Origin of the sequence: Photorhabdus sp. CRCIA-P01, assembly GCF_003545805.1 — a bacterium.
In the GTDB taxonomy this organism is placed as follows: domain Bacteria; phylum Pseudomonadota; class Gammaproteobacteria; order Enterobacterales; family Enterobacteriaceae; genus Photorhabdus; species Photorhabdus antumapuensis.
Genome location: NZ_NMQR01000017.1, coordinates 12,829 through 28,058, shown reverse-complemented (window position 1 = coordinate 28,058; position 15,230 = coordinate 12,829). Strand labels below are relative to the sequence as shown.

General features: G+C 43.2%; 12 protein-coding genes and 1 pseudogene. 2 read left to right on the top strand and 11 right to left on the bottom strand.

Annotated features, from left to right (window positions below):
* Window positions 1–47: 47 nt before the first annotated feature.
* From D3222_RS12205 to prpB, 7 genes are all read right to left on the bottom strand, one after another.
* Entirely contained in the window at window positions 48–506 is a 459-nt protein-coding gene (locus D3222_RS12205; protein WP_232832494.1) for a GNAT family N-acetyltransferase, read from the bottom strand.
* Window positions 507–521: 15 nt separating this feature from the next.
* A complete protein-coding gene (locus D3222_RS12200) occupies window positions 522–1,379 on the bottom strand; it encodes a cupin-like domain-containing protein (protein WP_118986409.1) in 858 nt (285 codons plus the stop codon).
* 30 nt (window positions 1,380–1,409) lie between these two features.
* A complete protein-coding gene (gene ectB, locus D3222_RS12195; RefSeq protein WP_198672795.1) occupies window positions 1,410–2,717 on the bottom strand; it encodes a diaminobutyrate--2-oxoglutarate transaminase in 1,308 nt (435 codons plus the stop codon).
* A gap of 1,112 nt (window positions 2,718–3,829) precedes the next feature.
* Window positions 3,830–5,722 (bottom strand): propionate--CoA ligase, encoded by a 1,893-nt coding sequence (locus D3222_RS12185; protein ID WP_118986407.1) that lies wholly within the window; start codon window positions 5,720–5,722, stop codon window positions 3,830–3,832.
* A gap of 70 nt (window positions 5,723–5,792) precedes the next feature.
* Entirely contained in the window at window positions 5,793–7,244 is a 1,452-nt protein-coding gene (locus tag D3222_RS12180; protein ID WP_118986406.1) for a bifunctional 2-methylcitrate dehydratase/aconitate hydratase, read from the bottom strand.
* A gap of 55 nt (window positions 7,245–7,299) precedes the next feature.
* Complete coding sequence (prpC, locus tag D3222_RS12175; protein ID WP_118986405.1) at window positions 7,300–8,466, bottom strand: bifunctional 2-methylcitrate synthase/citrate synthase; 1,167 nt, start codon at window positions 8,464–8,466, stop codon at window positions 7,300–7,302.
* Between the two features lie 60 nt (window positions 8,467–8,526).
* Window positions 8,527–9,417 carry a methylisocitrate lyase gene (gene prpB, locus D3222_RS12170; protein WP_118986404.1) on the bottom strand — a complete coding sequence of 297 codons (891 nt, stop codon included), beginning with the start codon at window positions 9,415–9,417 and terminating at the stop codon, window positions 8,527–8,529.
* A 336-nt stretch (window positions 9,418–9,753) separates the two neighbouring features.
* On the opposite strand from prpB, the gene prpR reads away from it, so the two are divergent.
* The gene (gene prpR, locus D3222_RS12165; protein WP_118986403.1) at window positions 9,754–11,418 is read left to right on the top strand and encodes a propionate catabolism operon regulatory protein PrpR; all 1,665 of its coding nucleotides are present in this window, start codon (window positions 9,754–9,756) and stop codon (window positions 11,416–11,418) included.
* 16 nt (window positions 11,419–11,434) lie between these two features.
* Here the strand turns inward: prpR and D3222_RS12160 are convergent, their stop codons facing one another.
* A complete protein-coding gene (locus D3222_RS12160) occupies window positions 11,435–12,406 on the bottom strand; it encodes a GlxA family transcriptional regulator (protein ID WP_118986402.1) in 972 nt (323 codons plus the stop codon).
* A 178-nt stretch (window positions 12,407–12,584) separates the two neighbouring features.
* On the opposite strand from D3222_RS12160, the gene D3222_RS12155 reads away from it, so the two are divergent.
* Window positions 12,585–13,352 (top strand): DJ-1/PfpI family protein, encoded by a 768-nt coding sequence (locus tag D3222_RS12155; RefSeq protein ID WP_118986401.1) that lies wholly within the window; start codon window positions 12,585–12,587, stop codon window positions 13,350–13,352.
* Between the two features lie 248 nt (window positions 13,353–13,600).
* On the opposite strand, the pseudogene D3222_RS26980 reads toward D3222_RS12155, so the two are convergent.
* From D3222_RS26980 to D3222_RS12140, 3 genes and pseudogenes are all read right to left on the bottom strand, one after another.
* A pseudogene (locus D3222_RS26980) lies at window positions 13,601–13,696 on the bottom strand (IS982 family transposase); the annotation flags it as partial.
* Window positions 13,697–13,843: 147 nt separating this feature from the next.
* On the bottom strand, window positions 13,844–14,053 hold the full coding sequence (locus tag D3222_RS12145; protein WP_369973516.1) for a hypothetical protein: 210 nt from the start codon (window positions 14,051–14,053) through the stop codon (window positions 13,844–13,846).
* Window positions 14,054–14,154: 101 nt separating this feature from the next.
* Window positions 14,155–15,081 carry an Rpn family recombination-promoting nuclease/putative transposase gene (locus tag D3222_RS12140; RefSeq protein ID WP_118986399.1) on the bottom strand — a complete coding sequence of 309 codons (927 nt, stop codon included), beginning with the start codon at window positions 15,079–15,081 and terminating at the stop codon, window positions 14,155–14,157.
* Window positions 15,082–15,230 lie beyond the last annotated feature (149 nt).

Here is a 15,230-nt window from a genome sequence, read left to right as displayed (position 1 = left end):
TTGAAAGATATTATTTTTGGTTTTTATTATTTATAAGCTCCTTAAAATTATTTCCTCACAATAATTTCAGCTAGCATTTCCTCATACTCTTCATAATAACCGACTTCTACAAAACCAAAACGTTGATAAAATGATTTATGGCGTTCGCTCGTTTCGTCATAACAGACAGTAATCCGGTGACAATCAAGCTGCTGTTTCATTTCATCCAGTAATAACCGCATCGCCTCACTTCCAATACCTTGATTTTGGTGAGATTGATCAACCATCATTCGATACAGATTATATTCGTTGGGTTTGCCTTCATTAACGCAACGCTCATACATTGCAAAACCAACTACCTCCTCGCCGTAACAGATCACTCTTGCTCTGCAATATTCATTAAAATGTGATTCGACAATTGACTCTGAGTTTGGCGCGACGAAAACTTCTTGCCCAGGTCCAACTTCAAGAGACATGACATCCTCATAATTGTCTTTATCGACATCAATCAAAGATACTTTCATCATTAACCTACTTACTTTTTAAGAAATATAATTAAGATACGGACGGTACTTCTCGAAAAAACTTTCACGCTTCATTAATCCCAAAAGTCCACATAAACTTAGCCAATTGTAATACAGATTTTCACGCGGCATTTTTTCTTTAATGCTCTTAAAACTTACAAGGGCTGAAGCTCGAGTATGAAAATCGATATTAAAAGAAATACTATCAGTCAACGTTCTTACATGATGCAGCATACCCGCTGGCATGATTAATATATCGCCTTGATGTACCTCAATCGTGGATTTGTTTATATTAGCTATCTCACTAACATTCTGAATCTCTGGATTATACTCAAACCAGCGCCATCCTCGACGAGAACAGGCATCTCTTTCCTCCCAAGGAATAAAAGAGAATCTCTTGCTTCCCTTTATCTGAAAAAATAGATTGTTCGTTCTTAAAGTATCAAAGTGCAGTGGCGTTATAGCTCCGACTGGAGACATAAAAAATTGAACAAACTTCCACCATTCATTTTGGTAAAGCTTTGGCAAAATAGTTAGAGGAAAATCACCAACGTCATCAAGTAACTGTTGAGCTTGTAAAAAGATAGGAATGTCATGACAATAGGGAATATCGTTACCCATCTCTCCTTTTTTATATGCATTCAGAGTCTCTAAATAACGATACATTTTGGCTTGCTCAGAACGCACACCATTTGCATCAAAAAATTTGATTACAACGTCAATTTGAGGACACCTATCTTGAAAGTATTCAGAATTCCATTGTTTTATCGCAGGCCAATCTTGCAGTAATCCTCGGTAAACTATCGCGTATCCCCGAGCAAGTGTGTGATCAAATTCAAGTTGATTAAACTTAGTAAGTTCTACTACACGGCTCATAATTCTACACTCCTAGCTAAAACTTTATTCCTAATTGCTGCTAACCGATAACCTCTGGGCTTCACTTTCGAAGTTATTACTATTCCTTGATTTTAAACTGGCGAGAGCCTGTTCTATAATCTTCAATCCTTTTACAAGTGTGTCTTCATCAATGGTCAAGGCAGGCATCAATTTCAATACTTCATCATTAGGACCACACAACTCCACAATCAAACCATTTTCAAAGCAATGCTTCACCAAATACTGTGTTAATGAGGAATCAACCATTTCTATACCTTGCATGAATCCAATTCCCTTAACTCGCAGTACAAATTCATGATACTTTTCAGCCAAAGAGTCCAAATACGTTCGAATTAATTCAGCCTTATGCTGAATTATCTTCTGAAAAGAGCAATCACCCCAATATTCATTTAACATCGCTTTTGAAGCGACAAATGCTAAGTTATTACCTCGGAATGTACCGTTGTCTTCCGCCGGTTTCCACACATCGATATCGGGAGAAATAAGCAGTAAAGACATAGGTAGCCCAATACCGCCAATAGATTTGGAAAGACAAACTAGGTTAGGTTTAATATTCGCGCGCTCAAAACTAAAGAATGTTCCGGTACGACCACAACCAGATTGAATGTCATCAACGATTAATAGAATGTTGAACTCTTCGGTGAGTTTTCTCAACGCCCTCAACCATTCAACAGAAGCAACATTTAATCCGCCTTCTCCTTGTACAGTCTCGAGAATTACCGCAGCGGGAAGATCAACCCCTGAACTGGGATCGGTAAGTAACTTTCTAAAATATCCTATATAATCAAATGATCCATTGATATAACCATCAAATGGTAAGCGCGTAATTTGAGAATATAATCCAGGTTGGCGATGATGTTGACTACCTGTTAAACCGAGCGACACCCCCGTCATACCGTGAAAGGCATTGGTAAAACAAATAATATTTTCTCTTTTTGTATACTTTCTTGCTAATTTTACCGCAGATTCAATGACACTCGTACCTGTAGGACTGGTAAATTGCAAACGATATTCAAGTTGTCTCGGTTTCAAAATCTTATCAACAAATGTCGATATAAACTCCATTTTTGCTTCCGAGTACAAATCAAGCCCCATAATAATACCATCATCTTGAATATACTTAAAAATCTGTTGTTTTATGATTGTATTATTATGTCCATAGTTTAAAGCACCAGCGCCACATAAAAAATCAATGTAACTTCTACCATCTATATCGATTAAGGTAGAACCTATACCATTTCTAAATATTACGGGAAATCTACGGCAATATGAGCGAACTTTAGACTCATAATTACTGAATATTTCTTCTATTTCCATAATAACTCCACAATAATCCAGACAAAGGCCCAGATTGATTTAAGTTAACACCAATCCTTTTATATTAAAATAACCATAACATAATAACCAGAAAAGTTATTTTGGTTGTAACTTTATCATTATAATCTCTAGCTTAAAACCTATCGGACTATCAAAGTGATCGGATATTTTCCTATTCTTTCACTATCCCATATAACCATAAACCCTCCCTGATGCATACAGGTTTGAAGCACAAATCATCACATATACCCTTCATCTTTCAAACTGCTGCTTTGTTGGCTGTTTTCACTCACCCCAGTCACATCGTTATCTATGCTCCTGGGGATTCATTCACTTGCCGCCGCGCTGCAACTCGAAATCTATTAGGTATAATTATTAAGAGTTTTAAATTCACCCATCTATTTTTCTAAAAAACATTCATCTCTACCACCCGTAATTATTACCTGAAATTATTAATTATAATTTTTAATTGTCACCAGTAATTTTTCCTTTATAATAGGTAGAAATGGATTTTTATTGACATAATGATTTTGTAACCACATAACTCCGCATATTCCTAATATCTATCTTGCTCAATAGCACCATCGCTAAATCCGCTACGGTTATACATTTGAGCAGATTACAGACAATTAACGTCGTACTATTTATTCTCTACTTCGATATACTATTGGCAAATAATAGCTAGCCAACTCATGTGAAGGCAAAAATAAAACACAGCTTGGGACAGTTGTTTATATTTAGATAACGAAAGGAACGTTAACACAGGCTGAACATTAACACAAACAAAACACTAATAAAAGCCAAACACTAATCACACAACTAAAAAATTTAATATGTCATAAAAAAACCTTACTTACTAACATTGCTATTATTTTACCCTTGAGCTAATTAACAGACGTTATAGTTATACTCAACAAACAAAACCGTTCAGGTAATCAAATGTCATTATCCCTCACTGCTCACGGGTGGTTAGTTCTATACTCACTGTTCGTGATAATACATCCACTGAATATAGATATCTATACACGCCGACCGCAACAGAGTCTATTATGTGCCTAGCAACAGTAGGTACTCTGATTAATTTATCAACCTACCATAATCATAAGAAGTTATTATTCTTTAGTAAAAACAGCCTCTCGAATGATCTCCAGTGCAGTAGGATTTTCAATCAAGGCAAGATCACCCGGCTCACGCCCTTCACATATCGCTTGCATAGTTCGACGCAACATTTTCCCTGAACGAGTCTTGGGAAGCTGGGATACGAAATACACCCGTGCCGGGCGGCCCACACTGCCAATTTGTTTATTCACCAAGCCCATCAGGGCCTTTTCCAGAGAGGAATAATGCTCAGCATTCTGAATTTCCTTCCCATCCTTGAGAACAGCAAAAGCAACTGCGGCTTGTCCCTTGATGGCATCCTTGATGCCAATAACGGCTACTTCGGCAACGTCTTCATGACCAGCTATACACTCTTCTATCTCCCGCGTTCCCAGACGGTGCCCAGCAACATTAATCACATCATCCGAACGTCCCAAAATAAAATAATAGCCATCACTGTCACGAATACCCCAATCGAATGTGGAATAAACAGGCTGGTCGAAATGACGCCAATAGGTATTGATGAAACGTGTATCATCACCATAGAGGGTTTGAATGCAACCTGGAGGTAAAGGCCCTTCAACAACGAGCAAACCTTTTTCGTTATCGCCACACGCCTCGCCAGTCAGTTCATTGATGAGCTTGACATGAAAACCATACATCGGGAAGCCAGTGCTGCCAAACCGGTTCGGCCTGTCATCCAGAGCGCGGGCGATAGCCATAATCGGCCAACCTGTTTCGGTCTGCCAGTAATTATCAATAACAGGGACGTTGATAGCCTCGGCAATCCAGCGGGCGGTATGTTCATCAAGCGGTTCTCCCGCCAAATATAATGACTTAAGTGATGAAATATCGTATTCATTGATATATTCAACCGAATATTTTTTCAGTACACGAATAGCTGTAGGCGCTGAAAACATCCGTGTTACTTGATACTTTTCTACTATTTTCCACCAAATACCCGCATCTGGCCGTATCGGCAGCCCTTCATACATAATCGTTGCCATTCCTGCAATTAAAGGAGCATAAACAATATAAGAATGCCCGACGATCCAGCCAATATCTGATGTGCTGAAAAATACCTCACCCGCTTCACCGCCAAAAATGATATCCATAGATGTTGCCAGTGCAACAGCATAACCTCCGACATCACGCTGAACACCTTTTGGGGTGCCCGTCGTGCCAGATGTATAAAGCACACAGGAGATTTCATTTGATTCAAGCCAAGTCACGGGAACGTCAGAATCAAGGTATTCTTGCCGCAATGTTGCGAAATCAATATCTCTTTCAGGCACCCAAGCCATTTCCGCCAGCCCACGGTTAACCATCAACACATGACGGGGTTTGTGGTTCGCCAGTTCGATGGCTTCATCTAACAATGGCTTGTAAGGAATAACTTTTCCACCGCGAGATCCCGCATCCGCCGACACCACCAGCACAGGCTCGGCATTATCCAACCGTGTAGCAAGGCTCTGGGCAGCAAAACCACCAAAAACAACCGAGTGAACTGCGCCGATACGGGCACAAGCAAGCAAAACAAACAGCGCTTCGGCAATCATCGGCATATATACCAAAACCCTGTCGCCTTTTTTAACACCCAGAGAAAGCATCATGGCCGCCGTTCTGTTCACTTCCTGATGTAATTCCCTGAAAGTGAAGACTTTCTCACTATTCGTTTCTGTTGAAATCGTGATGAGCGCCTTAGCATCAGGCTGGCTTTCCAGCCAGCGATCCAACGCGTTGTAGCATAGGTTGGTTTTCCCCCCGCAAAACCAACGAGCAAAGGGCGGATTACTATAATCCAGCACTTGCTCGAACGGGTGTTGCCAGAAAATACGTTGAGCCTGCTCAGCCCAGAATGCGTTGGGATCATCAATGGATTGCTGATAAAAAGCGTTGAATGACATAATCTCTCCTATGTGCTGCGTGATGGTAAAGCGGCACTTTGGGAGAGCGGCCGCCGATAGTATTGGAAATTCAGATAACGTATAAATCGAGGTATTCGTTTACCGACATGTTTTCTAGCAACGAACGGTCAAGGGAAACAGACAGGATTTTGCTCTGTTGTGTTTCAGGGAACTGACGTGCCAGGTTGATTTTGAATTTTTTCAGCAATAATGGAATGCCTTCTTGGCGGCGGCGAGCATGGCCGATAGGGAATTCGACTTTGACTTCATCAAGTTGGCTGCCATCCGCAAACACAATAGTTAATGCATTAGCAATAGAGCGTTTTTCCGGATCATGGTAATCACGGGTAAAATCAAGATCTTCAACACACACTATTTTTTCCCGCAGTGCATCGATGCGGGGATCTGCCGCAACGCTATCTTCGTAATCCGCCGCAGTAAGACGACCAAAGATCAAAGGAATCGCAACCATGTACTGAATACAGTGGTCTCTGTCCGCAGGATTGTTTAACGGGCCTTGTTTATCAATAATCCGTATACAAGCTTCATGGGTACGAATGGTGATCTGTGTAATGTCATTGATGGTCTTACCGGCGTCTTTCAGTTGTTGATGCAGGCTCATTGCCGCTTCCACCACAGTTTGCGCATGAAATTCCGCCGGGAAAGCGATCTTGAACAGCACGTTTTCCATCACATAAGAGCCATATGCACGCTGGAATTTGAAAGGCTGACCATTGAACAAGACATCATAGAATCCCCACGTTTTTGCGGTTAGTACCGAGGGATATCCCATTTCACCCTTTTGCGCCATCAGGGCCAAGCGAACCGCGCGGGATGTTGCATCACCAGCCGCCCAAGATTTACGTGAGCCGGTATTGGGAGCATGACGGTAAGTTCGCAGCGATTGACCATCAACCCAAGCCAGTGATACCGCACTCAGGATCTCTTCCCGATTCAACCCCAACATTTCAGCAACAACAGCGGTCGAAGCCACTTTTACCAGCACGACATGATCTAAACCGACTTTATTGAATGCATTCTCCAGTGCAAGACATCCCTGAATTTCATGTGCTTTAACCATACCCGTCAAAACATCTTTGATCGTGAGAGGCTTTTTCCCACCAGCAACAGCATTTCTCGATAGCCAGTCAGCTACTGCCAAGATGCCACCGAGGTTATCGGATGGATGCCCCCATTCAGCGGCAAGCCATGTATCATTGAAATCCAACCACCGGATCATCATACCAATGTTAAACGCCGCTTGTACCGGATCGAGTTGAAACTGCGTTCCCGGCACACGTACACCATTGGGTACCATTGTCCCCGGCACAATCGGCCCTAGCAATTTCTTACAAGCCGGGTATTCTAGCGCCTCCAGCCCGCAACCTAATGTATCCAGAAAGCAGTAATAAGCCGTTTCATAGGCGACGGACGATGTGATGGCGTATGCCATAACATAATCCACAATATCCACAATCACCTGATCATATTCAGGACGATTGTTTGCAACAAAGGTAGACATAATAATTCCTTGTTAAAAAAACACCCATGCAGGGATCTCTGCATCAAAAATAACGTTACCCACGTTTACCTATTGGCGTAAATAGTCGATTTTCTGGCCCGGTATAGTTGGCTGAAGGACGAATAATTTTGTTATCAATACGTTGTTCAATGATGTGAGCAGCCCATCCCGCTGTGCGGGCAATCACAAACAACGGTGTAAACATCGCCGTTGGCACGCCCATCATGTGATAGGAAACCGCTGAGAACCAATCAAGATTCGGGAACATGTTTTTATTAGCCCACATCACCGCTTCTAGTCGATCCGCGATATCAAACATTTTGGTGGTTCCTGCCTCTTTAGAAAGTTGCAGAGCCACATCTTTAATGATGTTGTGACGGGGATCTGAAATGGTGTAAACCGGATGACCAAAGCCGATAATGACCTCTTTTCTCGCCAAGCGCGCCAGAATATCACTCTCTGCCTCATCAGGATTTTCATAGCGCTGTTGAATTTCAAAAGAGACTTCGTTTGCTCCACCGTGTTTTGGCCCTCTCAACGCACCAATCGCCCCGATGATAGCGGAGTAGATATCCGTGCCAGTTCCTGCAATAACCCGGCTGGTAAATGTCGAGGCATTAAATTCGTGTTCAGCATAAAGGATTAGAGAGGTATGCATGGTTTTTTCCCATGATTCACTGGGTTCTTTACCATGCAAGAGATGCAGAAAATGCCCACCTATCGACACATCATCGGTTTCTACCTCAATGCGGCGTCCATTGTGGCTATAGTGATACCAATAGAGCAACATGGAGCTGAGAGAAGCCAGTAATCTGTCAGCAATATCACGCGCTCCCGCAAGATGATGATCGTCTTTTTCAGGCAATGTACAACCAAGAACCGAGACTCCCGTACGCATAACATCCATCGGATGGGCGGCTGCGGGCAATGTTTCCAATGCTGCCTTTACGCTACCCGGCAGACCTCGCAGTGCGGTTAATTTCGTTTTATAGGCGGATAATTCAGCGCGGGAAGGCAATTTTTCATGAATCAGTAGGTATGCAACTTCTTCGAATTCACACTGGGTTGCAAGATCAAGAATATCGTAACCACGGTAGTGCAGATCATTACCGGTTTTTCCAACTGTACAAAGTGCCGTGTTACCCGCACTGACGCCAGAAAGGGCTACAGATTTTTTAGGCTTGAAAGTGGTTAACTCAGTCATCGTGCTCTGTTCGCTCATGGGTATCACCTCTACTGTTTTTATGCCATATAAAACGACGAAATTAGGTGGGGCTGTCCGTCATTGAGATTTTTTCTGGGAGAAAAGTAGATCCAGTTTTTGTTCAAAATCATAGTAGTTGATGCTTTCGTATAACTCATTGCGAGTCTGCATCATGCTGATCACACTCTTCTGTGTCCCTTCGCGGCGAAGTGTAGTGTAAACCTGCTCGGCCGCCTTATTCATTGCCCGGAAAGCAGAAAGCGGATAAAGCGCAATAGAGACATCCACACTTTTCAACTCTTCAGTCGTGAAAAGTGGAGTCGCACCAAATTCAGTGATATTGGCGAGTATTGGAACCCCGGTTGTTGACGCAAATGTTTGATACATATGTAATTCAGTGATCGCCTCAGGAAACAGCATATCTGCCCCGGCTTCGATATAGGCTTTTGCCCTGTCAAGCGCCGCTGCTAATCCTTCAACAGCCAAAGCATCAGTGCGGGCCATAATGACGAAATTTTTATCAGTACGGGCATCGACGGCGGCCTTGATGCGATCAACCATTTCTTCTTTAGACACAATCTCTTTATTCGGGCGATGACCGCAGCGCTTCGCACCGACCTGATCCTCAATATGCAGCCCCGCCGCCCCTGCTTTAATCATGGAACACACAGTGCGGGCCACATTAAAGGCAGAAGAACCAAAACCGATATCAGCATCCACCAACAATGGCAAATCGCATACGTCGGTAATACGACGAATATCTGTCAGCACATCATCCAGCGTTGAAATTCCCAGATCAGGCATACCCAATGAACCCGCCGATACACCGCCACCAGAAAGATAGATAGCTTTATAGCCCGCCCGTTTTGCCAGCAACGCATGATTCGCATTAATGGTACCGACAACCTGTAGCGGGGATTCAGCTTCTATCGCCTGACGAAATGCCAAACCGGCAGAGGAAAGCGTCATATAAGACCTCATTGTTATTATAATGAAACACATTTGTTACTCATCATGTTACTTAGCAATATACGTACCAATAAAGTGAAAAATAGCTGACTGTTTTAAAAAATAAACACAATAAAAAGTTAATATTTTGTTTTTTAATTAAAAAATAACACTAAGAATATTTATTAGCTTGTAGGAAAGTCCCATTGATAGAAAAACCCTTCTGTTTCATAATGAATCAATTACGTTTCATGAAACACGAATGAAACAATTGCGAAACATTGAATGAGTGTGGTGGAAAAAGCGAATAAAGTTCAGCTAAGAAAAACGAAAACAGCGTACAGATAGAGGAATAGCATGGCAGAAACACCATCAGCAGAACGTGATAACCGTGATAAACCGGTCATTTGGACAGTATCTGTCTCCCGTCTTTTTGATCTCTTCCGTGATATCACACCAGAGTTCGATCATCAGGCCAATATCACGCCTATCCAACTTGGGTTTGAAAATGCGGTTCAGCATATTCGTCAACGGTTAACAACTGAATGTTGTGATGCCGTGCTCTGTGCCGGCTCCAACGGAGCTTATCTGAAAAGTCGTTTGTCAGTACCGGTTATCATTGCCAAGGCCAGCGGTTTTGATTTTATGCAGGCATTGGCCCGCGCACGACAAATCAGTTCACGTATTGGTGTTATCACCTATCAGAATACATTACCTGCGCTAGAAGAATTCCAACAACGGTTTAACCTGCGTATTGAACAACGCAGTTACGTAACGGAAGAAGATGCACGGACCCAAGTCAATGCACTAAAAGCCATTGGCATTAAAGTGATTGTCGGTGCCGGGCTAATTACCGATCTCGCCTATGAAGCTGAATTGGTGGGTGTTTTTGTCTACTCTGCCGATTCTATTCGCCAGGCATTCCATGATGCACTGGATATCGCCAGAATGACCAAGCTCAGCCAGGCTTCAATTTCTGCCTACCCAACCGAGAATACCTTGCGTACCCGCCACACTCTCAATGATATCCGGGGAAATTCAGCGATGATGGAACATGTGCGCAACACTATTATGCTATATGCCCGTTCGCCTGCCACGGTGCTGATACAGGGGGAAAGTGGCACAGGGAAGGAGCTAGTAGCACAAGCCATTCACCATGAATATGCCCTGCGGTATGGTCAGGTTGCAGGTAAACATCAACGCCCGTTTGTCGCCGTTAACTGTGGCGCTATCGCTGAATCTCTACTGGAAGCTGAATTGTTTGGTTATGAGGAAGGGGCTTTCACCGGTTCACGACGCGGAGGGCGTGCAGGTCTTTTTGAAGTTGCGCATCGAGGCACGCTATTTCTGGATGAAATTGGTGAAATGCCACTGCCTCTTCAAACACGGCTATTGCGGGTACTGGAAGAAAAATCCGTTGTCAGAGTAGGAGGACACCGCCCCATTGCTGTTGATGTTCGGATCATTTGCGCCACACATTGCGATCTGGACACCTGGGTTCGAGAAGGACGTTTTCGAACAGACCTGTTCTATCGCCTGAGTGTATTGCGGATCAACATTCCAGCCCTCAAGGAAAGAGGTCACGACATTGGTGTATTGGCGCTGGAATATCTGCGACGAGCATTTGCTGCATTGAACTTACCGGTATCACAATCAAGAGTGCAAGAACTTGCTGCCTGTCAGGAGGCATTGCAAGCCTATCATTGGCCCGGTAATGTCCGAGAACTACGTAATCTTATGGAGCGGCTCACGTTATACCTCAGTGCCCATCCTGAACATACCTTAACACCAGAATTGATATTGGCGCTTTCACCGGAGCGCCAATCTACACTCAAGCTGGCAAAACAAAGTATTAAGTCTTCTCCTTCTTCAATTCAACAATCTTCACTTACTGCACCACTTTCAGTTCACGAAACCTTGAAACGGTTTTCCGGCAATCACCATGCAACTGCGGAATATCTGGGAATTAGCCGTACTACATTGTGGCGACGATTGAAGAAAGAGGTGGCAGAGAATGAGTAATAAAGGGAATAAATAGCTAAAATGTCGCTTTGAAGTGCTTACGGTAGTCCTGTGGCGTGCTGCCAAACATCCTGAAGAAACTGCGGCGTAAAGTATCTTCACAGCCAAAACCGCAACGGGAGGCTATACACTTGAGCGATAGCGTAGATTCAGCCAAAAGATAACGCGCCGCTTCCAGGCGGAATCGCTCCACCGCTTTGGCTGGTGTAATCCCTGTATGTTGGCTATAGTGGCGCACAAAGCTGCGCCCACTCATATTGGCACGAGCGGCCAAAGCTGCCACTGAAAGGTCTCCCGCCAAATTGTTGGTCATCCAGGCGTGAAGATCTGCAAATTTACTCGTGCTGCTTTGTAACGCCAGTGGAGCACTAAACTGTTCCTGACCACCAGGACGTTTGAGAAACATAACGAGATTCCGTGCAACATCCAGTGCCAGTTTATGGCCGAAATCCTCCTCCAATAATGCCAGAGCCAAATCGATGCCTGCGGTGACGCCAGCAGAAGTCCACACCGGGCCATCCTGAATAAAGATAGGATCACATTCCACCTGCAATTTACTGTAACGTCGGGCCAGTTCGGCACAACTACTCCAGTGCGTGACGACTCTGCGGCCATCAAGCAACCCGCAGGCAGCCAGAATGAATGCCCCACTGCATACAGATACAATACGCCTGGCCAACAATGCATGTCCCTTTAACCAATTGCACAATGACGGATGGTCCGCCGCTGACTCAACGCCAGTACCCCCTGCAACGATCAAAGTATCAGCGGGAAAATCCAGCTCAGGCAAGGGTTCTGCCTGCACAGTTATTCCGGCCTGCGTCATGACTTGTCCAGGCTCACAAGCCACGACTTTTATGGCATAGGGTCGCCTGTGACCAGCTTTCTCCGCCAGCTCATTGGCGGTAGTAAAGACCTGCAATGGTCCTGAAAGGTCCAGCAGATTTACGTTGGGGAAGATCAGAAAATAGAGAGTTTTAATGTCCATAAAGGCAATTATGGCACTTGGCGTAAATTGTCGCTATATTGGCATATACGCCAATCAGTTAACGGTTACAGTTGCCTCATCAATTCACTACCGGGAATAACAGATATTCGGCGATCGATAAAAATAGCGGCATATGAATTTCTGTTCACTTCTCAATCTCGATAAGGAAAACGGCTCCATGAAAAACACATCTAAGGAATATCCCGCGGCATTATCTTCGTTAATGAAAGCATCGTCTGGAGAGAAACCTACTCTCGCTTTTGTCATTTTTCCAGGCATGACGCCACTTGATATGATTGGTCCCGCGACAGTTCTTGAGGTAGGAGGATGGTCAAATATTGAATATGTTTGGCGCGATTTACTTCCGGTGCGTACTGAACTGGCACATATATCATTCTCGCCGAGCATTACGTTTGAGCAGTTAGATAAAGTTGATATCTTATGTATTCCCGGTACAGGAAATCCTTATGCTGTGCTTTCCGAATTAGACATGCTTGATTGGATAAATAAAGTGGGCAGTAAAGCATCTTGGGTCACCAGCGTGTGTACCGGATCTATCCTGTTAGGAGCCGCTGGCTTGCTGAAAGGGTATCAAGCAGCGACTCATTGGTCGATGACAGACGATCTCAACGAATTCGGGGCAATACCGGTTAATAAAAGAGTCGTTATTGATAGAAACCGGGTCACCGGAGGTGGAGTCACTGCGGGTATTGATTTCGGTTTAACATTGCTTGCTAAAATCCAAGATGAAGAATATGCACAAGCAGTCCAACTAGCGATGCAATATAACCCAGAACCGCCGTTCAATAGTGGCATGCCAAAACTCGCCGGCAAAGAAATAACTAATGCCACGCTTCAAGCTATATTTTCCAATGTGGAAAAACAGACACCTAATTACAAAGAAATATTAATTAAAAGCGCCAAAAGAATATCAGATATCTACTGAATATATTTTCGTATGATGGCTCAATTCAACCTGTTTCAGCGTTCGATTATTTACCAATAACGGAAATATTTCCTATTCTAAGAACGGCTAATTCAGAGGTGCATATACCCTTCATCTTTCAAGCTGCTGCTTTGTTGGCAGCTTTCACTCACCCCAGTCACATCGTTATCTATGCTCCTGGGGATTCGTTCACTTGCCGCCTCGCTGCAACTCGAAATCTATTAGGTATAGATTCAGATTTTTTTAGATTAAAAAGTATAGGCAACCAATCCGGTTGCCGCTTCCAAGAGAAAATTTATCGGATTACGATGTTTCGAATATTCTATTTGAGGAATATTCTTTAATTATTCAAATACTATTTCAATTAAAAAGCTCAATACCAGACAGAAAAAGTATGATTTCAAACTTATCCAAATAATATACCGCTTATATGTGAAATTTTGCCCACTTATTTACACGAACTTTCATGCCGATTAAGGTATCGGCATAAGTCAATCGGCTATTTGTTCAAGTTCGTTCTGGCTCAATCCAGTAGTTTTCATTATTGTTTCATGATCAATACCATTGTTCATCATTCTACAGGCGATTTCCAGAATCGCCTGTTTTTCACCTTTCTGTAATCCTTCTTGATATGCTTCTTGGTATGCTTCCTGAAATCCTTCTTGGAACGCTTTCTGCTCCAGTTTTTGCGCTATTGTCATCAATTACCTCCTCATATTTCTAGGGGACGGTCCGTTACTCGCTGGACAAGCCCCTCTTCTAACACGAATCTTTAAATACCGATTACGGCTCTCAGTACGAATCAGTGACGTATTTGTTCAAGTTCGTTCTGGCTCAACCCTGTGCTTTTCATTATCGTTTCATGATCGATACCATTATCCATCAATGCGCGCGCGATTTTCAGACTCGCCCGTTTTTCACCTTTTTTTTCACCTTTCTGTAATCCTTCTTGAAGCCCTTCTTGATGTCCTTTATGTTGCAACTTCTGCGCTATTGTCATCAGTACCTCCTCATACTTCGGGAACTGTTCTGCCAGTTGCCGGATAAAACCTTCTGGATCGGCGGTATCTCCCACCAGTAATATGTAGTTTAGCATGCTTTTTAGCAGCTCATATGTATAATAATCATACGCAAACAACATGGTCAGCTCTTGCTGTAACTCCGCCATATCACGTTGCCGGATATGTTTTTGTACTATTTCCAGTAGTGCAACCCGTTTGTGCGTCAGGATTTCATCATCCGGGATTACCGTCACATCCACCAGCGGAAACGCGCTGGAATAGATCTCTTCCGCCAGAGCCGAAGCATCGAAGCAGTCGAACCAGTTGGTACTCCACGGATACGGCCGTATTTTTCCATGATAAAACAACACCGGAATAACCAGCGGCAATTTTTCATGTCCCTGCTCTAGATGCCATTGCATTGCTGAAATACTGTAACGCATCAGCCGGAATGCCATCATCTTATCCGGGGAACTTTGATGTTCAATCACGCAATACACATAACTCTCACCCTGTGTAGTTTTTAGTGAATACAGGATGTCGGAATAATGTACCCGCAGATTGTCCTCAATAAATGACCCCGATTCCAGTCGCAGTGTATCAAGATCACAAACTGCCCGTAATGTGGCAGGTAAATGTATCTCTAGAAAATCTCTGGCAGTATCAATATGACTTAAAAACTTTTTAAAAATAGCATCATGTGGCGTCGGTGTATTTTTTCTTTTCATAAGAGGATAGTAGCATATTTTCTTTTATATTGAAGGAATATTAAATAAATAACAATAAACTCTGTCTCATCTCTCTTTTATACCATTGTACAATGTTTTTTATTTAACTAGTTAAAGATAGACTCCTTTCGGAGAAATACCGTTTGCAG